The following is a 23,715-nucleotide window of genomic DNA, read 5'->3' as shown; positions in this document are numbered from 1 at the left end:
CGCGACGGCCGCCACGGTCCCCACCGTGGCCTTCATGAACTGTCTACGAGAAAGAAGCATGACCAAGCCTCCCAATTGATGAAGAACAGACATCCGACACCGATACAGTGACTGTCATACCTTGACGAGCCTGCCTCACCCCCTTTCCGCGACGAACCGCACTGTCAGAAAAACCTGCCACTTGTCGCACCTCGCCGATAAAAACGGCCACGGCTGATAGGCAACTGATGTGCCATGGCCGTCGCGGTCTCAAACGCGCTCAAACTTCAAGCTGGCATTGGAAGATTTTGGTCGGACGGCAGCCACAGAAAGGAGAAAGGACAGGGACCCGCGAAACATCGAGGGGCGACGATCGCGGCCCGCGTAATGTCGCGGCACCTGGGATCAGCGGAATTCAACCCTGTCACGAGGCGGTAACGATTTCGATCGGTTGACGAGGGCGAGCCGTCACCGAGCGGCTCGGGAGAGCGAAGGAGGAACGGAGGAGGAGAAGAACAACCGGACGACGGACTACCCCGTCGACGCCTCAGGCGGCCGCTTCAGGCCGAGCTTCTTCAGGCGGCTGCGCAGGGTGCTGGGGTTGAGGCCGAGTCGGCGGGCGGCGCCGTCTGTCCCCTCGATCCGCCAGCCGGCCTCTTCGAGGACGCGAAGGATATGTCCGCGCTCGACGTCCATCAAGGTCGGATTGGAAGTCCCTTCGACCAGGACGGTTCCCTCGGGCAGACAGTCCTTCACCTCCAGCAAGGGGGAGCGCGACAGGATCATCGCCCGCTCGATGACGTTCTGCAGCTCGCGCACGTTCCCTGGCCAGGAGTACCGGACCAGCCGCTCCATGGCATGGGGAGCGATGTCGTCCCAACGGCGCTTGAGCTTGGCGCTGTACTGTTCGAGGAAATGCCGGGCCAGGAGCGGGATGTCCTCCGGCCGCTCCCGCAACGGCGGGATGAAGATGGGAAAGACATGGAGGCGGTAGTAGAGGTCCGAGCGGAACCGGCCCTCGGCGATGGCGGCGACCAGGTTCGAGTTGGTCGCCGCGACGATCCGCACGTCCACCGGAACCGGCTGGGTGCCGCCGATGCGGTCCACGAACCCGTCCTGGAGCACGCGGAGCAGCTTGGCCTGGGCCTCCAGGGGCATCTCCCCGATCTCATCCAGGAACAGCGTGCCTTCGTGCGCCAGCTCGAACCGGCCCTGGCGGCGCTGCTCCGCGCCGGTGAAGGCGCCGCGCTCGTGGCCGAACAGCTCGCTTTCCACCAACCCCATCGGCAGGGCGGCGCAATTCACCCGGACGAACGGCTTGTGCCGGCGAGGGCTCAGCTCGTGGATGGCGCGGGCGAGGAGTTCCTTGCCCGTCCCGGTCTCGCCGGTGATCAGGACCGTGCTGGTCGTCGGCGCCACCGCCTCCGCCAGGGAGAGAATGTCTTGGAACGCCCGGCTGCGCCCGACCATCGCGCCGAAATTGTTGGTCAGCTTGATCTCCTCGACCAGGTACTCGTTCTCCCGGGCGAGCTGTTCGCGCAGCCGGTCGATCTCCTCGTAGGCGCGGACGTGGGTGATGGCGTGGGCGATCTGCGTGGCGACGTGCCGGAGAAACTCGAGGTCCTCGGGGTCGGGGTTTCCGGTCTGGACGCTCCCGATGTTCAGGGTGCCGAGGCAGGTGTCCCGGAAGAGCAGGGGCAGGTTGATCATCCGCCCCAGTCCCTCCTGGACGTAGAACTCATCCTCGAGGAAGAGCCGTTCCCGGTGCAGGTCGGGCCGGATATGGATGCGGCGGTTCTCGAAGACCCAGCCGACCGCGCTGCCCGCCCGTGGAATGATCGCGTCGCGCTGGAGCACGCGCGTGCGCATGGTGGTTTCCACGGCCAGGAAACGGAAGGTGTCGGTCTCCGCGTTGTATTGGGTAACGCCGGCCCGCTCCCACGGCATGACCAGCCGGATCTGCTCCGTGATCGCGCGCCACAGGCTGTCCATGTCGCGCTGGGAGTTCAGAACATTGGTGACCTCCAACAGCGCGCGGTAGTTTAGATCGATGCGTCGCATACACCAAGGACGGACCAGCGGGCGCATTCTAAAGGAGAACCGACGCCGATGCCAGAGGGGCCTCCCCTCCACCGGGTCCCGGGAGCGCCCTCCCGGGGGTCTCGCCTCCGTTTGCAGGGAGCGCCTGAAGGCGCTAGAATCCGTGCGGACCTCAGCCCGGGAGCTCTCCATGACGCGATCCGCAGGCCATCTCCGCCGATTCGTCCTGATCCCCGTCGTTTGCTGCGCTGCGCTGCTCGCCGCCGAGCGCGCGGCCGCCTTCAAGATCGTCGAGCCGGCCGAGGGCGCCACCCTCCAGTCGGGCAAGCAGGTCACGGCCAAGGTGGATGTGGGACAGGACACCGGCGTCGTCAAGGTCCGTTACTACTGGTACGCCGACCAGAGCGACGTCCTCGTCGAGCAGGACGAGGCCCAGGCCGGCGGCGGCGGGGACAAGATCGCCGACGACAAGTACTGGCAGCGGGACACGACCACCGGAGGCAACATCGTCGCCCTGCCCTTCCTGGTGTCCACGGCGCAGAGCGAGCCGGCCTTCGGCGGCTCACTGCCGGTGCCCAAGGAGGCGATCGGCAAGATGCGCCTGCTGGCCATCGGTGAAATTTCCCGGGGACGCCTGGCCGCCCGCACGGTCTTCGACGAGGTGGAGGTCCAGGTCGTTCCCCAGGCGGAGCTGACCGCCATTGAATTTGAGACGGAAAAGCCGTTGCGTCTCGGCCGGACCGGCCAGCTCGCCACCTACGGCCAGGTGGACACCATGGGCAAGGTGTTCGAGCTGCCCGTCGTCGGCGTGTTCTCGGACGGCGTCTCCCGGTCCATCGCCTCCCCGTCCACCGGGACGACCTACCGGTCCTCCAACGAGAAGGTCATCAAGGTCCACCAGGCTTATGGCCTCCTGCAACTGATCGGGGACGGGCAGACCACGATCACGGTGACCAACCGCGGCAAGTCGGAATCCCTGGACGTGATCGTCGAGGTCGGGGGGGAACCCAACGAGCCGCCGATCGCGGACGCCGGTGAGAGCCGGACCGTGAAAGCGGGGAAGAAGGTGGAGCTCAACGGGCTGAAGAGCCGGGACCCGGAAGGCGAGGCGCTTTTCTACGCCTGGAGCCAGGTCCGCGGCGCCAAGGTGGCCTTACTGGACGTGTACATGCCGCGGGCGTCCTTCCTCGCGCCCGCCGTGTCGGAGAAGCGCCTCTTCCGGTTCAAGCTCCGGGTCACCGACAAGAAGGGAGCGGACAGCTTGCCGGCGTATGTGGACGTGATCGTGGAGCCGTAGGCAGGATCTGGTCGGACGTTGATCGAATCTGGGCTCGCATTGCGGGGCATCGGTGCTCAGCAACCTGAGTTAACCCGAATCCGAAAATACTTGATGGTACCTACAGCAACTCTAGCGGGTCCTGTCGCGGCGATCATCCCCGTCGTCCTCGCTCCACCCATCCCCCCGTGGGGGCCGTTCGGGAGTTGTCGCGGCAAGGGCCTGTGATGAACGTGCTCGTTGACGGCCGTGTGGCTCTTCGCCCCTTCCGCTGCGGGCGCCGGGGGGCCCGCTCGCTGCGCCGCCCGCTGGAGCCCAGATCGAGGACCGCACCGTTATTTTCGGATCAGGGTTAACCCGCATGATTCATGACGGTTCGTCGCGAAACCGTGGAGTCGCGTCGCGAGACGGGCGCGTGGAGCCGCGAAGACCCGAGGCGTACTTGAAACCGTACGTCGAGGCTCTGAGCGGCGAGCCCGCCCGCCAGCATGCACGGCAGTCGCCTGCTGGCTTGTCGCAGCCGCGAATCCGCGGTTGCAGCAGAAGCGCTCATGACTCATGCGGGTTAAGAGCTGTCTCCGAAGGGGACCAACGTCACATGCCAGAGAGTTCTCCTTTGGGAATGTCTCCGATGCGGCAGAGCTTACAGGGGACGGGCCAGCGGGCTATGGCGTCCGGACGCGCGTGAGGGTGTTCGTGTCCCGGTGGTGGAACAGCTCCTCCTGCCCCTTGATGCGCAGCACGCTGTCCTCCTCGTACGAGAAGGTGTCCGCGTCATGGATGACGACCTTCAGCTCGTAGCGGACGGTCTTGAACTCCCGGGCCAGGAACCGGTTGGAGCAGATGCCGTAGGTGTCCGACCCGACCTCCGCCTTGAGCTCGAACGACCTGGCCGACGGGTCAACGGTGCCGCCAGCGATGACGGCCACCCCACGGGGCACGATGAAGCAGCGCAGGACCTGCCGCTCGGCGGGGTCCCAGAGCCAATAGCCCGTCTCTTCGTGGAACGGCGTGTCCTCCCCGATCCGCCAGGCCATGGTGGCGTACCGCAGCCCGTACAGCATCTGTTCGTGGTTCATGACCCGCCCAATCGGCTCGAAGGTGATCCGCTCGCGAAAGCGGTTCCGCTCCGTCCCCCGTTCGTCCGAGGGCGCGGTGTCGTCGCCCTTCCGTCCCTCCCAGACCCCGGCCAGGGCGGCCAGGGGCCCCAGCTCTCCCGGCGACGGCTCTGTCATTTCCTCCTCCTCGCTGTCAGCGGGCGGGACCGAAGAGCCTTGCGCCCCGCCGCGGCTCGTCGCCGGCTCACTGGAAGCTGCGCACCGCCTCCTCCTCCCCATCATACATGGGGAAGATGGCGGCGAAGCCCGCGATCTCGAACACCTCCTTGATGTGGGCCTTGAGGCAGGCGAGCACGATCCGGCCGTTCAACGGCTTGAGCCGCTTGGCGGCGACGAGCAGCACGCGCAGCCCAGCGCTGCTGATGTAATCCAAGTGTTCCCCGTTCACGATCAGGTGCTTCTCACCGACCTGGATCAGCGCGAGCAGCTTCTCCTCGAGCCGGGGGGCCGTGCTGGCGTCCAGCTTGCCGTGCAACCCCAGTCGCGTGACGGTGCCGCGCTTGTCCTGCGTCACTTCCATGGCTCACCCCTCCGCGTCAGGCCGACACGGTCTTTTTCATGACCAGCCGGTTCCGGTCCCCTTCCCGCCGGTACTCCAGCTGGTCCATCATCCTCCGGACCAGATGAATCCCCAGCCCGCCCACCGGCCGTTCCTCCAGCGTACCTTCCATGATGGGCTCCGGCGCGTCGAGCGGGTTGAACGGCCGCCCGTCGTCCTCCAGCTCCGCCGTCAGCACATCGCCGTCCAGGGACAGGCGCAGCGTGATCCAATGCTCATCCTGGTCCGCATAGGCGTAGGTAATGATGTTGGTCAGGACCTCGTCCAGCGCCAGGTTGATCGGGTAGCCCAGCTCGGGCGGCAGCCGGTGATCCTCGACGAAGGCCTCGACGATCCGGCTCAGCCGCTCCAGCTCCGTGAGCCGATTGGTCAACGTCACCGACAGCATGACCCGCTCCGCCCCTTCACCGCGGGGGACTCCCCCGGTACCGGAGGGCCAGCAGCGTGATGTCGTCGGCCTGTGGCGCCTCGCCGGAGTAGGCCCGGACCTCGGCGACGGTCGCCCGGACCAGGTCGAGCGAGGCGGCTCCGTCGAGCCTTCGCAACAGGGCCTCCAGGCGCGAGGCGCCGAACAGGTTCCCCTCGGCGTCCATAGCCTCGGTGACGCCGTCAGTATACAGGAACAGCCCGTCCCCGGGCCGCAGGACCGTGCGGCTCACGCGGTACCGCAGATTCTCCATCACGCCGAGGGCCATGCCCTTCGGGTTTTCCAGGGGCTCGATCCCACCATCCCGGACCATCCGGTAGGGCGGGTTGTGCCCGGCGTTCCCGTACTCGAACTCGCCGGTCCTCGTGTTCAGGATACCGTAGAACACGGTGACGAACATGGCGGAGTCGTTCTCCGGACAGAGCAGGTCGTTCACGTGCTTAAGACAGTCGCCCGGCGAGACGCCCTGCAGGGCCGTAGCCTTGAGCATGGTCCGGCTCACCGCCATGAAGATGGCCGCCGGCACGCCCTTTCCCGAGACGTCGGCGACGACGAGCCCGAGCCGTTCCGCGTCGAGGAGGAAGAAGTCGTAGAAGTCGCCCCCCATCTCACGGGCGGGGATCGTGTCGGCGTACAGATCGAAGTCCTCCCGGTCCGGGAAGGGCGGGAAGGTGCGGGGCAGGATCGACCGCTGGATCTCGCTGGCGATGCGCAGCTCGCTCCCGATCCGTTCCTTTTCCTCCATCGTCCGACGGAGCTGCTCGGTCCGCTCGACGACGCGCCGTTCCAGCGACTGGTTCGCCTCCAGCAGCGCGTGTTGCTGCGCGGCGATCACGGCCTTCATCCGCTCGAAGGCGCCGCTCAGGTAGGCCACCTCGTCGCCCGAGATGGCCGCGGGATCGCCGCCCGGCCCCCCGCCGCCGAAGGCCCTCATCCGGCCGGCCAGCGCAGCGAGCGGCTGCGCGATCGCGCGCCGGCTGCCCGCCCAGACGATCATCAGGACCAGCAGACACATCATGCCGCCGCCGGCCAGGGTGAACAGGAGGTTCGTCTCGTTCTCCGCGAGGTACTGCTCCATCGGCAGGGTGATCTCGAGCCCGCCCATCAGGTCGTTCAGGCGGAAGTCGTGCTTGGGGCTCTGCTCGTGGGCGTTGTGGCAGCTCACGCAGGCGGGCGCGGAGGCGAGGTCGGCCATGAGCACCCGCATCACCGCCCGCCCCTCGACGGTGTCGGTGCGGATGAACAGCTCCTGCGGATGGGCCTGGAGGTAGGCGAAGCCCTCGCGCTCGAACTCGTCCCGGATGCCCTTGGCCTTGTTGATCGGCCAGGGGCTGATCAAGCTGGCCGTGTAGCCGTTCCGAAGCCGGGCCAACTCCTCCGAGACCTCGCGCACGAAGGTCGCCGGCAGCGGAAAGCGGCCGTGGACCTCCTTGTAGTCCGGCCCAAACGTCGCGCCCAACGCCTTCGCCCGCGGGACGACGACCGACGCGTAGTACTGCCGGTCGGCCATGATCTGGTGTGCGATGCTGCGGGCGCGGGCCGTCAGCTTTTCTTCCAGGCTGGCGGTGATCCGCACGTGCTCGGCCACGGCCGCGGCCAGCGAGATGGCGGCGATCAGCGGGACGGTCACGGCGATGAGCTTGGCCCCGACGCTCCAATCCTCCCTGGCCCAGAGCCGCTGGAGGAGCGACCGCCGATGGGGGGCCCCTGGCGTCATGTCCCGCTCATGTGCGAACGCGTGCCCCGCGCGTGACTCACAACGACCGAGCCCTCATCGCCAGCGTCCGGGCCGCCTCGATCGCGACCCGAGCGCCGAACGCCACCTCGCCCGCCCGGTCCGCGGCCGAGACGCCGTCCTTGGCGATCGCGATCACCGGCCGGCCCGGCAGGGCCGCCCGGGCCGCCCGGGCCAACGACTCGTCGTCGGCGATCACGAGGTCCGGCTCCGCCTCCCGGAGCGCCGCCAGCGGCGAGGGCCCCGCGGCGGCGGACGGGCCGACGAGGTGCTGGCGGAGGACGAAGTCGCTGTCCTGCGCCAGCCCGGCGTCCGCGAGCCCCTTGAGAAGCCCCTCCCGTCTGGCGTCGGACGCCTCGCCCGGACGCTGCACCAGCGCGACGCGCGCGGACCGGCCGTACCAGGCCGACAGGTGCACGAACACGCTGGCCCGCGCGATCAGGTCGACGGGAAACGTCACGCCGAGCTGCTGCGCCGACTCGAAGTTCAGGCAGAACCGATGGTCGGTGACCTCCTCGATGGGCAGGTTGGCTGGGTGCTCGCCCATCAAGACCCGGGCGGCCAGCGTGGCGGCGGCGTAGCCGCTCTTGTAGAACCCCAACCCGGCGCAGGCCAGCCCCCCCTGCCCGATGTACTCGGCGTCGTTGATGATCAACGGGATCCTGGTCTCGTCGGCCACCTTGACGATCGCGTCGTAGGACTGGAAGGCCGTGTTGTCCCGCGTGATCCAGAAGGCGTCGATGTTGCGGGTGGCCAGCAGTTGAGCCGCCTGGAACACCTCCGTAGGACGCGCGATCGCCGCCTCCTGGAGCGTGATGCCCCGTTGCTTGAACAGGTCGCGCGCGACGCCCACGACCTTCCGGGAATTGGCCTCGGCGCCGTTGTAGAGCGTCCCCACCGTCTTGGCCTGCGGGACGAGGGCCCGGATCAGCTCGACGGTTTCCTCCACAGGCGGGAAGGAGGAGACCCCGGTGATGTTGGGCAGGTGGTCCGTGCGGCTCGTGCCAACGCCGGCGGCGACCGGGTCGTAGACGACGGCGAAGACGACGGGCGTCTTCTTCACCAGCTTCGTCACCTCGGTCAAGCAGGGCGTGGTCAGCGAGATGATCAGGTCGAGGTCTTCGTGGACGTAGCTCCTGAGGATCTCCGGAATGTTGGCGATGTCGCCCTGCGCATGGGTCCGCCGCACGTCCAGGTTCTCCCCCTCGACGAAGCCCAGCTCCCGCAGGCCGTCGAAGAGCCCTCGGATGCCCGTGTCCACTGCGGGGTCGGCGCCGAAGTACAGGAGGCCGACGCGAAAGATTCGGCCCGGCGGCGGCCGGAGCACGATCGCCCCGCCGCGGCGCAGGCCCTTCTCGTCGATCACCTCGTGGGCCGCGCGCAGCGCCTCCTCCGGCACCTGCCAGGGGTCTCTGAGGTCGGCCAGGGCGAGGAGGTTGATCGCCGTCCGCTCCGGCGCGACATTCCGGACCGGCAGGGTGACGGGGTCCGTGCCCTGGAGGACCTGCGCGGCCAGGAGGCCGATCTCCTTGCCCACCTCGCGCGCGTTCGGGCCGACGCCGAACAGGGCGCCGCGCTCCGCGCTCGACGGACTGCTCGTCAAGACGGGGATGCGTCCCCGTTTCGCCGCCTCCACGACCGCGTCGAGGGCGAGCAGGACCGTGACGTCGCCGTCGACCCACAGGGCTTGGACCTGCTTGGCGACCAGCTCGCTGGCCGCCCGCGAGACCGCGGAAGGACCGTCCGCTTGCGCTTCGACCAGCTTCAGGCCCAGCGTCCCGGCGGCCGCCCGGGTCAGGGCGGCCGCCGCTTCCGACCCGGCCTCCGCCGGATTCCGGACCACGCCCACCGACGAGAGGCCCGGATAGAGCAGTTTCGCAAGCCGAAACGCCTCCTCGATGGGCGGCGCGGTCACGTAGCCCGTGAGGTGGCGCGGGTGCTCGCGCGGGTCCTCAGGCGAGATCCCGACCCCGGCGCCGGCGGCGTCCGGCACCAGCCCGAAGACCTGCTTGACCGTCCCGGCCCGGTTCGCCGCCGCCATGGCCTGGAGCGGCAGAGGCCCGGCCGTGACGACGAGGTCGTATCGGTCCTTCATCACCTCCTGGGCGATCCTCGCGGCGGCGACGGGGTCGTTGTCCGCGTTGAAGCGCGAGAGCGTGAGGGTCTTGCCCTCCACGAACCCCGCCTCCGCGAGTCCCTCGACGATCCCTTGGACGCCCTGGTCGAAGAGCGGCAGGCCGGCTTGCTGGATCAGGGCGACGCGAGGGGAGGCGAGCGGGGTCGCGGGAGAGGGAGGCCGGGGAGTGCGGTCCGCGATCAGGAGGGTCGCGCCGATCAGCGCAAGGAGGACCGCCCCCAGGGCGAGGCGCTGGACGGAAACCCTCACGGTCAGTGCCTGTCCTCACATGGACGGAAACACTCAGGCGCCCCTTATACCAGGCGGCCCGGTCGAAGTAAAGGCGCGCCGGTCGGCGATCGGTCAGCGCGTGAGGGCCAGGATCCAGTCGGCGAAGTCGGGGAATTCCGCCGTCAGGGCCTCCCGGAGGCCCGGCTCGTAGTCTTCCGCTTCGTAGCCCGGCGCCATCGTCGTCCCGAGCAGGGCAAACCGTCCGCCCGACCTGAGCCGCGAACCCTGCCAGACCCCTCGCGGGACGACGACTTGGGGGTGCAGGCCGCCGGCCAGGTCAGACCCCAGCGCCGTGACCAGGCCCGTCCCATCCGGCCGAAGCTGGAGCAGCTCGACCGGGTCGCCGAGGTAGAAGTGGTAGATCTCGTCGGTCGGCAGACGGTGCAGGGCCGAGAAGGTGTCGGGGGTCAACAGATAATAGATGGCCGTGCCGGCCGGCTTCGCGCTCCGGTAGCGGGCCGGCAGGGCCTCGCGTGGGATGGACTCCGCCGCGCGATAGGTTTCGACGTAGTACCCGCCCTCGCGCGGCAGGGGGGTCAGCTTGAGTCGTGCCTTGATCTCCTCCGCGGTCATCCACGCCCCCTGGGTCAGTCCTCGCCGATGTCCTCTGCCCACAGGCGGGGATTCCGCTCGATGAAGTCGGCCATCAACCGCCGACACGCCTCCAGGCCCAGGTCCACCACCTGGACGCCGTGGGCCTCCATGAACGACCGGGTGCCGGGGAAGGTCACGGCCTCGCCGGCCACGACCCTCTCGACCCAAACCGGACGACCGCGCCCGCGCAGAGGGAGCAGGGCATCAGCGTCGAGTAGAGCACGGCCCCGCGGTAATGGCCGATCCTGCCCGCCCGGCGCAGGCAGTCGATCTCCGCATGGACGACCGGATCGTTGTCCTGCACCCGTCGGTTGCGTCCCCGTCCGATGATCCGGCCGTCCCGAACCAGCACGGAGCCGATGGGAATGCCTCCGTCCCGTCCCCCCGCCCTGGCTTCTTCGATCGCCGCCTGCATGAACGCGTCCATCACGCCACTTCCCTCGTCCGGCCCGACGGTTATAGCAACGCCCCTCCGGCAAGTAAAGCCCCGAGCGCATCGGCGGAGGCGCCGGGGCTACGCGGGCGGCGGCGGATAGGCCGCGCGCGCCCGGTCGAGCTCGCGCCCATGGCGCCGGAGCGCGGGTCCGAAGGCCGAACGGAGCACCGCGGGCCGGTGCGGCGCGATGCGGCGGACGGCGAGCCGGATCTCGCGATCCAACGCCTCCACCAACCGCGCGCCCCAGGGCGTGAGCCAACCCAGCCGGTCAGCCGCGTGCCGCAGGTCCCGGATCGAATAGCGCACCGATTCCACCTCCTCCAGGCACCGGGCGCGGGCGCGGAGGAGGTCCCGCCCGGTCAGCCCGACGGCGCGCAGCGCGGCCTCGGACCGGCCCTCGCCCCAGCGCGACAGCCGCTCGAACAGGAGGGCGCCCATCGTGAAGGTGAACGCTGCGTGGAGGATGCCGTGCAACGGCCGGAGGCTGCGCCGCCAGGGGGAATAGAAGACCTCCAGGTGCCGATCATCCCGCCGCATCGGATACTTCCGCAGGAGCAGATTCAGGTGGTGGTGGCTGTTCTCGTGGATCAGGTCGTCGATCAAGTCGAGCTGGTCCCGGTCGAAGCAATTGATGAAGGACAGGCCGGGCCGGTGCCGATAGCTGAAACTCACGACGCCGCGCGCGCGGAGCGGCGCGATGCGGGACGTGAAACGCCGGAGGTTGGCCGCCCCTTCCGGCCAGGCTTCCGCGATCACCGACAACGCCAGCCCGATCCGCTCCGGGAGCCCCGGCGGCGGCTGGGTCACCCGCCGGGGCGTCCGGTCCCGCCCGTAGACCAGCACCCCGCCGAGGGTCATCCCCCATTGCCGGAGCGACGAAGGCGGCACGAGCCGCCAATGCCAGCGCGGCGAAGGCGCCATCGTCAGGATAGGCCAGGACCGCCGCCCGATCCGAAGATGCATGCCTCCCCCGCCGACGGTCAGAATCGGGCGGGCGCCGGGGTCGGCCAACGCCCGCCGGACCGGCAGGGGCGCATGGAGGCAGGCGCCCTCCGGGCCGATCGGCAGGCAGCCACCCGGCTCCGCGCGCTCGAAGTTGGGCCCCAGCGAACAGGGCACGCTCCACCGGGCGGGACGGCCGGCGCCGCCCCGCCGCGCCAGCCACCGGCAGAGCTGCCTGGGCGCCAGCCACAGGGATTCGTCCACGACTTCACGGGCCAGCCGACGACAGAGCCCGTCCAGACGGCGGGTGAACCCGGCGGCCAGCGGCTCGCCGGTCGGGAAGAGTTCCTCCCGATAGCCGTGCTCGTAGAACTGCTCCTCGCATTCCGCGTAGAGGGCCTCGATGAAGGCGCGGGGGTCGCGCTCCCGCGCCCATTGCCGCTGCACGTCGAGCCAGTAGAGGAGATCGTTCAGCCCCTCGACCCACCCGACGACCTTCCAGCCGCCCCAGTCCTCCGGCTTGAGCACATCGGCCAGGGCGCGGAACCAGAGCGCGGGCAGCGACAGCGCCTCGGCCGTCCCGCGCGAGCCGTCCTCCAGCTCGTCGCACAGTTCCAACAGCAGCCGGCGGACATCGCGCCGGAATTCTCCGAGCAGCCCATCGAGCAAGGTCGGATCGAAGAGGGGGATTTGTGCTAGCATGCGGGCCTGGCCGCGGAGAGATTCACGAAGATGCGCTCCCTGCGTTGGTCGGTCTTGACCTCGTTGATCCTGGCGCCCGCATCGAGCCTGGCGGACAAGCCCTGCGACGCCTACCCGCGCGAGCGGCAGCCGCGGTGCGAGGCGCTGTGGAAGGAGATCAACGACGAGGCCGCGCCAGAGATGGCCCGGTTCGGCCTGGCACAGCTCAAGCGGCGGCAGGAGGGCAAGATCTCGGCGGAGCAGCACCTCAAGGAAAACACCGAATTCATCAAGCGGTCGGCCGAGCGGCGGCTCCAGCTCCTCAAGGAGCGGATGGACCGGCCCTGACCGCCTTCGCCCCGCCCCCGCTCCTCACAACGTCAGGGCGTCCGAGGCCGGCGGCAGCGTCTTGCCCGCCGACTCCAACAGCTCCCGGCTGACCAGGATCGGCGCCTTGAAGTGAATCGCCAGCGCGATCGCGTCGGAGGAGCGGCTGTCGAACACCTTCGAGGCCTCCTTCATCGACACCGTCAAGTCCGCGTAGTAGATGCCATCCTTGAGCGTGATGACGACCTGCGTGACCTTGCCCCCGAAGGCGTCGAGGATCGCGTGCATCAGGTCGTGGGAGAGGGGTCGGCGCAGGCGCTGGCCCGTCAGCGCCTCCTGGATAGAGCCGGCGACGGTCGCGTCCACGAAGATCGGGATCGTTTTGTTCTCCGCCTTGAGCAGCACCACGGGCCCGTGGTCCGAGAGACGAACGTCCACCTCCGTGATCTGTACCTTGGGCTGGGGCGGCGCGGGGTCCGCGGCGCGGTTGGGTGCCGGGACGGCCACGGTCAGTGCGGCGGCCATCCCCACGATCAGCGTCAGACCGGCGTACCTCATGGCTTCCTCCTTCGCGGCGGCCGGATGCGACGCGCCCGGCCCGGGCCGGAGGTCGCACCGGGCGGCCGCTAGCCCGTGACGAAGGGATTCATCTCGCGCTCCCATCCGATCAGCGTCTCAGGGCCGTGTCCAGTGATCACGCGAGTGGCCTCCTCGAGGGCGAAGAGCCGCTCGCGGATGGACCGCTGGAGGGCGTCGTACTCCCCGCCCCAGAGGTCCGTCCGGCCGATGCCGCCGCGAAACAGCGTGTCCCCCGACAGCAGCAGCCGCTCACCGGCGAAGTAAAAGCACATCGAGCCGGGCGTGTGGCCGGGTGTGTGCAGGGCGACGCCCGCGAGTCCCCCGACGATGAGTGCCTCCTCGTCCCGGAGCCAGCGGTCCGGAGGGGGGACCGGCGCGGAGGCCACGCCGAACGCCCGACACTGCACGTCCATCGCCTGCCACAGGCCGCGGTCCTCCCGATGCACGCAGAGGGCGGCGCCCGTGACGCGGCGCATCTCCCCGGAGGCCAGGAAGTGGTCGAAGTGGGCGTGTGTGTGCAGGATGGCGACCACGGTCAGGCCCAGCTCCTCGATGGTCTTGAGCAGGCGCTCGGGGGCGCCGCCCGGGTCCACGACCACCGCCTGTTTTGTCACCGGATCGCCGAGGATGGTGCAATTGCAGCCGAGCGGGGGCACCGCAAAGGTCTTCTGAATCAAGCCGGCCATCCCCGCTCCTCCCTGTCCCGTCCGCCACGCCGGGGGCACGGCCCTCCCGCCCCCGTTCCCGGGTCCATGCTATCGCCCCGGCCCCCCGTTCGCAAGGGCCGGCCGCGCCGCACTGCCCGCCGCCTCGGTTGCAGAACCGCAGAAGCGGTCGGTATACTGACGGCGCTTGTGATGGACGGCCTCATGGAGGGAGCACGCCCCATGCCGAGGGTCAGCGTCGAGCAGGTGGAAGCTCGCCTCGCGACGGTCCGGTGCGCCATCTGCAAGAAGAGTCGGTTCGGGATCGACCGGCGGAGCCTTAAGGCCGACGGGGACTGGAAGGGGGTCTGTCTGGATTGCCGCTACACCTTCCCCGTCCACACGGACATGGACTTCTACCTGCGCACACAGCCGGACATGCCCTACCATCTGAAGACCATCTCCTGCCCCGCCTGCGAGAACCGTGGCGTGGGCCTCGATTTCCGAATCGTCATGTCGGTGCGGGAAGCGATCTACTTCGTGACGTGCACGGCCTGCGGCCACCAGTTTCCCGAGCGCTCGTCCCTCGAAGCCTTCGAGTAGGCGCCCGCGCCGGAAGGAGCCCCCCATGCAACCGCCGAAGCCCCCCCAGGACGCCGACAAGGCCAAACCGCCGCACGACGAGCCGGAGCCGGCCAAGCCGCGGAAGGAAATTCCTCTCGTGTCGGTCCCGAACGACCGGGACCTGATCGCGGAGGAGATGGAAGAGCTCTTCAACGAAGACCGCGTGACCCACCGGCACGGCAGCTCCGAGCCGGAAGCGGACTAGCCTTCGCTCGATCGAGCCTATACGCTCTCCCCCCTGCACGATCCACCGTGCAGGTGAAGGGCCGCGCCCTGCCCCCTCGGTGAAGGCAGCTCCACCACCAGAGCTGGCGCACGACCCTGGCCGACAAGCCAGGACATGCCGACAGGAATACTTCCCGCCCCAGTCGACGCCCGCTTGGTGTCTGGCCCTCTCCGACCACCCCCCTACGTGGATAGACCGACCTCCCCGCTCGGCGTATCGTGCCCGCCGCGATCAAGGGGGCGGCGCGACCGCGCCGCCCCCTACGGCTGGTCCACAGCTAAGGAGGCTGCGCCATGCGCCGAGCGATGTCCCGTCGGGTCCGGAAGCAATCGCTGGTCATCCTGGCCGTCACCCTCGTCGCAGCCGGCTCGTTCCTCGGCGCGCCGTTGTTGAGCAAGCGGCTGGCCGCCTCCCCCAACCCGCCGTCCTTCGTCGAGTTCGAGAGCGGCCCGGTGCGTCCGCTCGCCCTGTCGCCGGACGGCACGCGGCTCTTCGCAGCCAACACGCCCAACGGCACCCTGGACATCTTCACGATCACGCCGGCCGGGCTGGTGCCGGAGGCCCGCGTCCCCGTCGGGCTGGAGCCGGTGGCCGTTGCGGCGCGGAGCGACAATGAGGTCTGGGTGGTCAACCACCTGTCGGACAGCGTGAGCATCGTCACCCTCGCCGGCACCCCGCACGTGAGCCGCACTCTGCTCGTGGGCGACGAGCCGCGGGACATCGTCTTCGCGGGGACTGCGGGGCGGGCCTTCGTCACCACGGCCCACCGCGGCCAGCATCGGACCAACCCCTCGCTGACCGACGTCCCGGGGGCGGGCGATCCCAAGCTCACGACCCCCGGCGTCCCGCGGGCGGACGTCTGGGTGTTCGACCCCGCCGACCTGGGCAACAGCCTTGGCGGGCGGCCGGTCAAGATCATGAGCGTCTTCACCGACACCCCGCGGGCGCTGGCGGTGAGCCCGGACAGGAACCGGGTCTACGTCGCGGGCTTCAAGACCGGCAACCAGACGACGACCGTCATGCCATTCCTCGTCTGCCCCGGCTTCAAGCCTTCCCAGCCCTGTGTGAACTTCAACGGCTCGATCTCGCCGGGCGGCAACCCCGGCCCCGCCACCAACGTGGAGGGCAAGCAGGCCCCGGAGGTCGGCTTGATCGTCAAGTTCAACGAGGACTCGGGCCACTGGGAAGATGAGCTGCACCGGATCTGGGACCATGCCGTCCGCTTCCGGCTCCCGGACCTGGACGTCTTCGCCCTGGACGCGAACGGTCTGACCCAGACGGCGTCGTTCGCCCACGTCGGCACCACGCTGTTCAACATGGTCGCCAACCCGGCGACCGGCGTCCTCTACGTCTCCAACACGGAGGCGTTCAACCAGGTCCGCTTCGAGGGTCCCGGCATCTTCGGCGGCCACACCGTGCAGGGACACCTGGCCGAGACGCGCGTGACCGTCATTGCCGGCTCGACCGTCGCGCCCCGCCACCTCAACAAGCACATCGACTACGGCCAGTTGGCCGGCAGGCCCGGCTTCGACCCCACGACCAAGGAGCACAGCCTCTCCACGCCGCTGGACATGGCCGTGACGAGCGACGGCCGGACGCTCTACGTGGCGGCCTTCGGGTCGAGCAAGGTCGGCGTCTTCGACACGGCGGCCCTGGAGGCCGACAGCTTCGACCCGAAGACGATCAGCGAGAACTACCTGCCCGTCAGCGGCGGCGGGCCGGGCGGGCTGGCGCTGGACGAGGCGCGGAACCGGCTCTACGTCCTGACCCGCTTCGACAACGCCGTCAAGGTGATCGACCTCGGCACGAAGCAGGAAATCGCGGTGCAGGCGCTGCCCAACCCCGAGCCGCTCTCCGTCGTGCAGGGACGCCCGATGCTCTACGACGCCACCCGCTTCTCCGGCAACGGCGAGGCCTCCTGCGCGAGCTGCCACATCTTCGGCGACCTGGACGACCTGGCCTGGGACCTCGGCAACCCCGACGACGTCGTCACGAAGAACCCGCTGCCGATCATCTTCGGCGACCCCCAAGCCCTCCTCATCGGAAAGACGCTCTTCAATTTCCGAGGGGACGTGAACGGTACGGGCAACGTGGACGACTTCCACCCGATGAAGGGCCCCATGACGACGCAGACCCTGCGCGGCCTACGGCACTCGGGCGCGATGCACTGGCGAGGCGACCGGGCCACCGGCTTCTTCGGGACCGATCCCTTCGACCCCGTCCTCTCGTTCAACAATTTCATCGTCGCCTTCGAGGGGCTGGTGGGGAGCGACGTGCCGCCCACGGCCGCGGACATGCGGCGGTTCACGGACTTCCAGCTCCAGGTCCTGCCGCCGCCGAACCCCGCGCGCGCGCTCGACAACTCGCTGACGCCGAGCCAGCGCCGCGGCCGGGACTTTTACTTCGGCTCCCGCCCCTCCGACGGACTGAACATCCCCCTGCCCGGCGGCCTGGGCACGACCTTCCAGGGCTTCAACTGCAACGGCTGCCATGCCCTGGACCCGGCCCAGGGCCTGTTCGGCACCAACCGCAACGGCAGCTTCGAGGGTGTGCTCCCGCAGATCTTCAAGGTCCCGCATCTGCGCAACCTGTACACGAAGGTCGGCATGTTCGGCGCTCCACGGGTGGACACCTTCGACGCACCGGACAGCGGCTTCATGGGCGACCAGATCCGGGGATTCGGCTTCACCAACGACGGCGGGATCGACACGATGTTCCGCTTTTTCACGGCCTCCGTGTTCCGGCCGACGCCCAACAGCGGGTTCCCCCTCCTCAATCCGGACGCGACCCGGCGCGACATGGTGCAGTTCATGCTCGCCTTCGACAGCGACCTGGCCCCCATCGTCGGCCAGCAGGTCACTCTCACCGGCGGCAACGGCTCCGCGGTCGGGCCCCGGATCGACCTGTTCAAGCAGCGGGCGAATTCGTCGTTCCCCTCGAAGGCTCTCGGGGGGACCGTCACGGAGTGCGACCTGGTGGCGAAGGTCGCGCAGGGCGGGCGCATCAAGGGCTTTCTCTATGACCCGAGCCTCAACCTGTTCATCCCGGACGACGGCTCCACGAACGTGAGCGACTCGACCCTGCGTAGCCTGGCGGCGACGCCCGGCCAGGAGGTCACGTACACCTGCGCACCGCCCGGCTCGGGGCCGCGCATGGTCTTCAATCCGTAGAGCAGAGCCGTCGGCTGGCGCGATGCTCCCCGTCGCGGGGCGGGCGGGTCACGGGTGCCGGATCACCTCGACGGCCGCGGACCCCGGGACCCGCCCGACGGTCGTCTCCCGCCCCTTCCGCTCCCGCCGCACGATCTCGCTGATCCGGACGATCGTCCCGCGGCGGCAGTCGTCGAACGGCGCGTTGGACGCGGAGCGTGCGCGGTCGAGTCGGCCCACCTCCGGCCTTCCGGCTTCGTTGCACAACCAGACCCGTTTCTCGCCCTTCATGACCCGCAGCTCGCTGACCACGCGATAGACATCGGAACGACACGGAACGATGCGGCGGCCGTCCTTCCGCAGGAGCAGGTAGGAGAACTTCAGCGCGTCCTTGATGAGACCGACCTGCCGGTCGATCGCCGCGACGAGCGGGGGCGGCTCCCACGGCCGCTCCTCATGGCACCAGTCCGTCTCTTTGATCAGGGCCGGGCAGGGCCGCTCGTGCAGGCACGGGCTGTAGACGGTGCAGCGCCTCTCAGCCAAAAGAAGATCCCGCACCCGGTGCAGACCACGGGAAGCCTCCCGCAAGGCCGGCTCGATGACCATGAGCGTGCCGTCGGACGCCAGGAGCGGCAACAACAGGCGGATCAGGCCGGCGCGCCGCGCCACCGGGTCTCCGGCGCGAGTGAAAAGCTCGTTGAGGCAGTTGGCCAGGACGATCACGTCATAGGGGCCCGGCTGTTCCGTCCCGAGTCGCTCAAGCGCCGAGGCCTGATCGAGGTCCAGCCGGAGCGTGGCCAGGCGGTGTTCTTCGCTCGGCGCTCTACCGACATAGCCTTCCCACAGCTTTCGGCAGTCCGCGAGCGCGGTCTCGGCGCGATCGACCGCAACGGCCCTGACGGAACGCCCGGCCGCCCCCCCTCGGCTGATCCAATCGAGGCAGCCCAATGTCGCCGTGCCCTGGCCGGCGCCCACGTCCAGGACCGTCAAGGGACATGGCGCAGCGGGCGGGCCCGACGATTCCTCGGGTAGTTCGGCAAGCAGGGCTTGGACCTTGGCGAGGTTCACCGGCAGGAAATAGGCGAGGTAGGCGCGGCGCAGGGGGGCCTCCTCCCAATAGCCGCCCTGAAGGTCACGCCGCTCCCGCGTGAAGAGCGCCGACAGCCGGGCGACGGCGCGGCACAGCTCCGGGTCGGCGACGGACGAGTCCAGGTCCGGCCCCTGACCGTTCGCCACGGCCAGCCGGAGCGCCGCCGACAGGCGCCGCGGGAGCTGGCCGGTTGACCCTCCCGAAGGCGGTGGGGTATCCTGCGGCAGCATCGAAGGAGCACCCATGACCAGCGAAATCATGCAAGCCTATCTCGAGGTGGAACGCGCGATGCAGCGCTACAACCAGGCCCTGGAGGCTCAGGTCGAGCGCCTGCGCTCCTCCGAAGGCTCGGACGCCACTAAGCTGGAGCGCATGACCCACGGCGCCAGGGCCATGCGCGACAGCAGCATGATCTATCTCTCCTACGCCAAGTTCATCGCCTACGGCATGCCGGACAGCGAGGAGTTCGTCCAGGACGACCTGCAGTCGTAACGCCGTGCTCAGCGCTCCGTCCGCAGTCCACACGAGCACCGCCGACTGAGAACTTCCAAAAACAAAGAGCCCGATCCCCTGCGGGATCGGGCTCTTGCGGTGCACGCCATTACGCCGGCGTCAGATGTTCTGCATGAAGTGGGCGACCGCGGCCGGGTCCACGTCCGTGCCCATGATCGCGGACATCGGGACGTTGCTGGATTTCTTGCCCGTCAGACCGGAGATCACCTCGTCCACGATCAGCTCCACCGGCATGGACTGCCCGCCGTAGACGTGCGGCCCCGCGATGATCTTCGCCTTGGAGTGGCCGTAGATGGCCGCCGCCACGTCCTTGGCCAACCAGCCGACGTAGTTGAACTCCGGGACGACGACCAGCTTGGACTTACCGAGGATCTGCCGGAGTTCCACCGTCGGGAAGGGACGGAGCGACCGGATCTTGACCAGCCCGACCTTGATGCCCTTCTCCGCGCAGATGCGGATGGCTTCGCGGGACTGGGCGACCGCACTCCCCGAGGCAACCAGTACCGCATCCGCGCCCTCGACGTGCTCCGCCGTGCAGAGCCCACCCATGAACTTGTTGATGTACTTGCGCGACCGCTCGACGGCGGCCCACACCTCCTGCTGCCAGACGGCGTGGATGTTGTAGGCCATGAAGTTGGATTTCTGCACCGGAGCGTCGCGCGACAAGCGGGCCGGCGGATTCTCCGCGTCCAGCACGGGCACCGCACCACGCCAGGCCTCACGAGGCGGGAGCTTGATGCCCTTCTCCTGCATATGGACGTAGCCGCGGGCGTGGGTCACGAAGAAGCCGTCGCAGCAGACGCCGACCGGCAGGGTCACGTCGTTCATCTCGCTGATGATGAACCCTTTCATGATGAAGTCGAACATGTCCTGCTGGTTCTCGGCGTGAAAGACGATCATCCCGCAGTTCAGCAGGTAGGAGATTTCGATGTTGTCGGGCTGGATCGCGAGCGGCGCGTTGACCACGCGACAGGTGAACATACACACGGCCGGCAGCCGGTGGCCCGGCCACGACGCGATCGGCTCGAGGCCGCGCAGCGTGCCCGGGCCGGCGGTCGCCGTGAAGCACCGCACCCCTGCGCGTGAAGCGCCGGCGATCGCCGACATCACGCCGTACTCCTCCTCGCCCCGGTAGTACTCCTTCACGTAGCCTTCCCCGTAGAGCACGCCGATGAGCTGCATCGTCTCACTCTGGGGGGTGATCGGATAGGCGACGGCAAAGTCCACGTTCGCGCGGCGCACGGCCTCTTTGGCGGCCTCGCTGCCCGTGATGAACTCCTTCGTGCGCGGCGCATCGAAGAACATATACTCGGGCGTCACGACCCGTTGCCTCTTGGCCTCCGCGTGGGGGTCTTTCTTGCCATCGACCTTGGGGGCAGCCACGCTCGTGATCGGATCGCCTTGGGGGTTGGTCTTGACCTGGGGTTCCAGTGCTTCACTCATCGTCGCACCTCTCGTTCTCGGCGAGCCCGGAGCCGCCTAGGCTTCGCGCTCCATGTGCTCGGCCCGATGCCCGAACGCCGCGGCGCTGGCGACGCCGCCCGGCGTCGGCATGAAGACCAGCGGGTTGGTGTGGGTCTTGCCCCCGTGTACCTTCGACTGCGTGCCGGTGAACCGGACATTTTCGCCGTCCTCTGGCAGCTTGATCCCCATCTGCTCGCGGACGCGCTTGACGACCTGGGCCATCCGCCGCAGCTTGGCCGCGTCGCAATCCCGGACGGTCATCATCGCATCCTCGTGCCCCTGCTCCGCGCAGAGGGCGCTCGTGCAGCAATTCGTGCCGGCCCGGATCATCTTGAGCGTCAGGTTGGCGTAGTGGCAGTGGACCCCGACGAAGATGCAGGCCTCAATCCTGTTGCCCCAGATCGTGAGGTTCGGGTGGTTGGGGTTGATCACCTCCTCGTGATCGATCTTGGGATACTTGGGCCGGTAGTCGGGCATGGGGATGATCAGTACGTCGGGAATCTGCGCGGCGATTTCCAGGACGGCCTGGGCCTTTTCAACCGCGTGATGGTTCCACGCCCACAACACCAGGGGGCCGGGGAAGATCGTCGCGTTCGGGCTGGTGAGCATCACCCGCGCGATCTCCTCCATGACTTTCTCTTCGTTCGGCTCCAGCAGCCCGTACATGAGCCCCTGGCCGGGATCGGGCAACATCACGCCGAGCTGAGCCGCCGACGGCGGATGGAAGCCGGCCGGGCCCGGCACGATGATCCGATCGCTGTGCTGCGTCGTCGTGTCCACTCCGATCTCCTACTCCGTGGCTACGGGTTAGTCCAGGACTTCGACGGGGCTTACCAGCTTGGCGATGGCCCCCTTGTCGCTGTACTCAACGTGGTTGGTCGTGGCGGCATGGGGCAATTGGTCGATCATGACCATCTTGATCGCGTTGTGCTTGGCCATGTTGTCGCAGACCCAGACACACTGGGCGCACCCCTTACACCGGTCCACCGCGACGTAGGCGGCTCCGTACTTGTAGCCCTTGTCCTTGCCCAAGTCGGGGTTGTAGAGGATCGTGTTCGCTTCGGGGCAGAACTGCGTGCAGAGCTTACAGCTCGTCTGCGCACAGATGTCGACGTTGATATCGGCCACCAGATACATGAACGCTCCTTACGGTGTGAGGGTCAGGCGCTGACCTCGGCAGGGGTCTCCGCGCGCACCACCGTCGGGGCCGCCCACCCGTGGTCCACCGCGTAGTTCCACGCCGAACGGATGACCGCGACGTTCTTCTCGATCAGCTCCTGCTTTTTCTTGAACTTCCGCTCGACCACGCTGTCGAGGGCCGCCGTGCCGCCCGACACCACGAAGCCCTTGCCCAGGAAGCGATCTTTCACCGCCTGGGTCAGCGCATCCATGTTAGTCAGGCCAGTGATGGCGCCGATCGCGCCCATCAACGCCATGTTGGTCGCGAGGTCCATGCCGGACACGTCCAGCGAGATCTTGGTGGCCGGCAGGAAGTAGAGCTTCGCGCGCCGCTCCTCGAGCTCCCGCTGGTGGTCCTTCTCCAACTTCATCGGCCCGTCGTGGTTGATCAGCGCGATCCCGTCCTCCTTCAGCCCGAAGTAGAACGGCATCGTGTAGGACTTGCCGTGGGTGATGACCTGGGGGTGGAAGATGATGATGATGTGAGGGAATGTGATCTCGCCGATCTCGTAGATCGGCTCGTCGGACACCCGCACGTAGCTCTCCACCGGGGCCATCCGCTTCTCGGAACCGTAGAAGGGGACGATCGTGCTCTCCCCGCCCGCGTTGATCACGGCGGTGCTGAGGATATGGGAGGCGGTCACCACGCCCTGTCCGCCCACGCCAGCCATCCGGATGTTGAAGCGCTTCGCCATCGCCGCTCCTCCTTCACGCAGTGATCATCTCGCCGCGCCGGTGTCGTCCGGTCCCGCTACCCCTTGGAGATGGCGGGCGCCGCGGCGGCGGGCTTCGGGAGATATTCCTTGTACCCGTACCGATCCGCGAGGTACTGCTTGGCGTCGTCGGTGATGTACTCGGAGAACGCGTAGCGGTCGTTCTCGACGTTCTTGGCGTCTTCCATGACCTTGTCGGTCGGGATCGCATACTCGATGTTGCAGGAGGTGTAGGCCTGGATGTAGGTGGGGCCGACCTCCCGGGCGATCAGCACAGCCTTCTTGATCACGCTCTCGACGCGGCGCGGGTTGTTGGGCACCACGGTCGCGACGTAGGCGCAGCCCGCGACCTTGGCCATGGACACCATGTCCATCTTCTCGAACTTCTTGCCCAGCGGGGCCATCTTGAGGACAGCGCCTCGGTTGGTCATGCCGCTTTCCTGGCCGCCGGTGTTGCCGTAGACCTCGTTGTCCAGCATGATCGTCGTGAACTTCTCCTTCCGGAACCAGGAGTGGAGCGTGCAAGAGAAGCCGATGTCGGCCATGCCGCCGTCCCCGACCATGACCACGACGTCCTTGGGCTTGTCGCCGAAGCGCAGCCGCAGACCGCGGGACAGGCCCGAGGCGACGCCGTTCTGATCGCCGTAGTTGCCGTAGACGAAGGGGATTGCCGCCTGCGAGATGGACAGCCGGCCGCATCCCGCCGTCCCGACCGTGATGGTGTCCTCCGGGTTCGGAAAGGAGATCATGGCGAGGCGGATGAACAGTGTCATCGCGCACCCCGCGCACATGGGGTGCTCCTCTAGGATCTCCTTGAAGGTCCCCATCTGCGACACGGTGACCTTCTTCCCGAAGGGGCCGTGCTCGACCATGTCCCGATATTCCTTCGGCATGAACCTGTCGAATCCGGGGGTGAATTTGACGTAGTCGAGACTCATAGGACCGCCTCCCTTGTCATGATACGCAGGCCCGGGATCATGTCCGACGAATCGGACCGGCGCTGCTGGCTCATG

Annotated in this window: 23 protein-coding genes and 1 pseudogene; 6 read left to right on the top strand and 18 right to left on the bottom strand. The window is 68.2% G+C overall.

The window, feature by feature from the left end; genetic code table 11:
• Positions 1-60: twin-arginine translocation signal domain-containing protein (locus tag AC1U7O_RS08080; RefSeq protein ID WP_479894211.1), on the bottom strand; the 60-nt coding region annotated here is incomplete at its 3' end.
• A 450-nt stretch (positions 61-510) separates the two neighbouring features.
• A complete protein-coding gene (locus AC1U7O_RS08075; protein WP_479894207.1) occupies positions 511-2,040 on the bottom strand; it encodes a sigma-54-dependent Fis family transcriptional regulator in 1,530 nt (509 codons plus the stop codon).
• Between the two features lie 169 nt (positions 2,041-2,209).
• Between AC1U7O_RS08075 and AC1U7O_RS08070 the strand changes: the two genes are divergently transcribed.
• Positions 2,210-3,316, top strand: coding sequence for a PKD domain-containing protein (locus tag AC1U7O_RS08070; RefSeq protein ID WP_479894206.1), 1,107 nt, complete (start codon positions 2,210-2,212; stop codon positions 3,314-3,316).
• A gap of 644 nt (positions 3,317-3,960) precedes the next feature.
• On the opposite strand, the gene AC1U7O_RS08065 is transcribed toward AC1U7O_RS08070, so the two are convergent.
• The 8 genes and pseudogenes from AC1U7O_RS08065 to AC1U7O_RS08030 all read right to left on the bottom strand — a co-directional run bounded on the left by AC1U7O_RS08065 (position 3,961) and on the right by AC1U7O_RS08030 (position 12,215).
• The gene (locus AC1U7O_RS08065) at positions 3,961-4,530 is read right to left on the bottom strand and encodes a heme-binding beta-barrel domain-containing protein (protein WP_479894205.1); all 570 of its coding nucleotides are present in this window, start codon (positions 4,528-4,530) and stop codon (positions 3,961-3,963) included.
• Positions 4,531-4,597: 67 nt separating this feature from the next.
• Positions 4,598-4,933 (bottom strand): STAS domain-containing protein, encoded by a 336-nt coding sequence (locus AC1U7O_RS08060; protein WP_479894204.1) that lies wholly within the window; start codon positions 4,931-4,933, stop codon positions 4,598-4,600.
• A 16-nt stretch (positions 4,934-4,949) separates the two neighbouring features.
• A complete protein-coding gene (locus AC1U7O_RS08055) occupies positions 4,950-5,360 on the bottom strand; it encodes an ATP-binding protein (protein WP_479894203.1) in 411 nt (136 codons plus the stop codon).
• Between the two features lie 16 nt (positions 5,361-5,376).
• Complete coding sequence (locus AC1U7O_RS08050; protein WP_479894202.1) at positions 5,377-7,116, bottom strand: SpoIIE family protein phosphatase; 1,740 nt, start codon at positions 7,114-7,116, stop codon at positions 5,377-5,379.
• 37 nt (positions 7,117-7,153) lie between these two features.
• On the bottom strand, positions 7,154-9,520 hold the full coding sequence (locus AC1U7O_RS08045; protein ID WP_479894201.1) for an ABC transporter substrate binding protein: 2,367 nt from the start codon (positions 9,518-9,520) through the stop codon (positions 7,154-7,156).
• A 93-nt stretch (positions 9,521-9,613) separates the two neighbouring features.
• On the bottom strand, positions 9,614-10,114 hold the full coding sequence (locus AC1U7O_RS08040; RefSeq protein WP_479894200.1) for a cupin domain-containing protein: 501 nt from the start codon (positions 10,112-10,114) through the stop codon (positions 9,614-9,616).
• A 14-nt stretch (positions 10,115-10,128) separates the two neighbouring features.
• Positions 10,129-10,562: pseudogene (locus AC1U7O_RS08035) on the bottom strand (nucleoside deaminase).
• A gap of 87 nt (positions 10,563-10,649) precedes the next feature.
• Positions 10,650-12,215: an aKG-HExxH-type peptide beta-hydroxylase gene (locus tag AC1U7O_RS08030; protein ID WP_479894199.1), complete on the bottom strand. Its 1,566-nt coding sequence runs from the start codon at positions 12,213-12,215 to the stop codon at positions 10,650-10,652.
• A gap of 30 nt (positions 12,216-12,245) precedes the next feature.
• Between AC1U7O_RS08030 and AC1U7O_RS08025 the strand changes: the two genes are divergently transcribed.
• On the top strand, positions 12,246-12,542 hold the full coding sequence (locus AC1U7O_RS08025) for a hypothetical protein (protein ID WP_479894198.1): 297 nt from the start codon (positions 12,246-12,248) through the stop codon (positions 12,540-12,542).
• 24 nt (positions 12,543-12,566) lie between these two features.
• Here the strand turns inward: AC1U7O_RS08025 and AC1U7O_RS08020 are convergent, their stop codons facing one another.
• Both AC1U7O_RS08020 and AC1U7O_RS08015 read right to left on the bottom strand, forming a co-directional pair.
• On the bottom strand, positions 12,567-13,079 hold the full coding sequence (locus AC1U7O_RS08020; protein WP_479894197.1) for a bifunctional nuclease family protein: 513 nt from the start codon (positions 13,077-13,079) through the stop codon (positions 12,567-12,569).
• Between the two features lie 68 nt (positions 13,080-13,147).
• Entirely contained in the window at positions 13,148-13,786 is a 639-nt protein-coding gene (locus tag AC1U7O_RS08015) for an MBL fold metallo-hydrolase (RefSeq protein WP_479894196.1), read from the bottom strand.
• A 201-nt stretch (positions 13,787-13,987) separates the two neighbouring features.
• On the opposite strand from AC1U7O_RS08015, the gene AC1U7O_RS08010 reads away from it, so the two are divergent.
• The 3 genes from AC1U7O_RS08010 (at position 13,988) to AC1U7O_RS08000 (ending at position 17,764) form a co-directional block, all read left to right on the top strand.
• Positions 13,988-14,347 carry a hypothetical protein gene (locus AC1U7O_RS08010; RefSeq protein ID WP_479894195.1) on the top strand — a complete coding sequence of 120 codons (360 nt, stop codon included), beginning with the start codon at positions 13,988-13,990 and terminating at the stop codon, positions 14,345-14,347.
• A 25-nt stretch (positions 14,348-14,372) separates the two neighbouring features.
• Entirely contained in the window at positions 14,373-14,573 is a 201-nt protein-coding gene (locus tag AC1U7O_RS08005; protein ID WP_479894194.1) for a hypothetical protein, read from the top strand.
• A gap of 314 nt (positions 14,574-14,887) precedes the next feature.
• Entirely contained in the window at positions 14,888-17,764 is a 2,877-nt protein-coding gene (locus tag AC1U7O_RS08000; RefSeq protein ID WP_479894193.1) for a YncE family protein, read from the top strand.
• A gap of 48 nt (positions 17,765-17,812) precedes the next feature.
• On the opposite strand, the gene AC1U7O_RS07995 is transcribed toward AC1U7O_RS08000, so the two are convergent.
• Positions 17,813-19,063 carry a small ribosomal subunit Rsm22 family protein gene (locus AC1U7O_RS07995; protein ID WP_479894192.1) on the bottom strand — a complete coding sequence of 417 codons (1,251 nt, stop codon included), beginning with the start codon at positions 19,061-19,063 and terminating at the stop codon, positions 17,813-17,815.
• A 13-nt stretch (positions 19,064-19,076) separates the two neighbouring features.
• On the opposite strand from AC1U7O_RS07995, the gene AC1U7O_RS07990 reads away from it, so the two are divergent.
• A complete protein-coding gene (locus AC1U7O_RS07990) occupies positions 19,077-19,325 on the top strand; it encodes a hypothetical protein (protein WP_479894191.1) in 249 nt (82 codons plus the stop codon).
• Between the two features lie 120 nt (positions 19,326-19,445).
• Here the strand turns inward: AC1U7O_RS07990 and AC1U7O_RS07985 are convergent, their stop codons facing one another.
• From AC1U7O_RS07985 to AC1U7O_RS07965, 5 genes are all read right to left on the bottom strand, one after another.
• Complete coding sequence (locus AC1U7O_RS07985) at positions 19,446-20,789, bottom strand: transketolase C-terminal domain-containing protein (protein WP_479894190.1); 1,344 nt, start codon at positions 20,787-20,789, stop codon at positions 19,446-19,448.
• 36 nt (positions 20,790-20,825) lie between these two features.
• Positions 20,826-21,503, bottom strand: coding sequence for a carbon monoxide dehydrogenase beta subunit family protein (locus tag AC1U7O_RS07980; protein WP_479894210.1), 678 nt, complete (start codon positions 21,501-21,503; stop codon positions 20,826-20,828).
• Between the two features lie 114 nt (positions 21,504-21,617).
• On the bottom strand, positions 21,618-21,947 hold the full coding sequence (locus tag AC1U7O_RS07975) for a pyruvate ferredoxin oxidoreductase (protein WP_479894189.1): 330 nt from the start codon (positions 21,945-21,947) through the stop codon (positions 21,618-21,620).
• Between the two features lie 23 nt (positions 21,948-21,970).
• Positions 21,971-22,684, bottom strand: coding sequence for a 2-oxoacid:acceptor oxidoreductase family protein (locus AC1U7O_RS07970; RefSeq protein ID WP_479894188.1), 714 nt, complete (start codon positions 22,682-22,684; stop codon positions 21,971-21,973).
• A 56-nt stretch (positions 22,685-22,740) separates the two neighbouring features.
• Positions 22,741-23,640, bottom strand: coding sequence for a thiamine pyrophosphate-dependent enzyme (locus AC1U7O_RS07965; protein WP_479894187.1), 900 nt, complete (start codon positions 23,638-23,640; stop codon positions 22,741-22,743).
• Between the last annotated feature and the right edge of the window lie 75 nt (positions 23,641-23,715).

The organism is Candidatus Nitrospira neuquenensis, from assembly GCF_979578155.1.
Note: the sequence above shows the minus strand (reverse complement) of the source record. Positions and strands in the feature narration are given on the sequence as shown.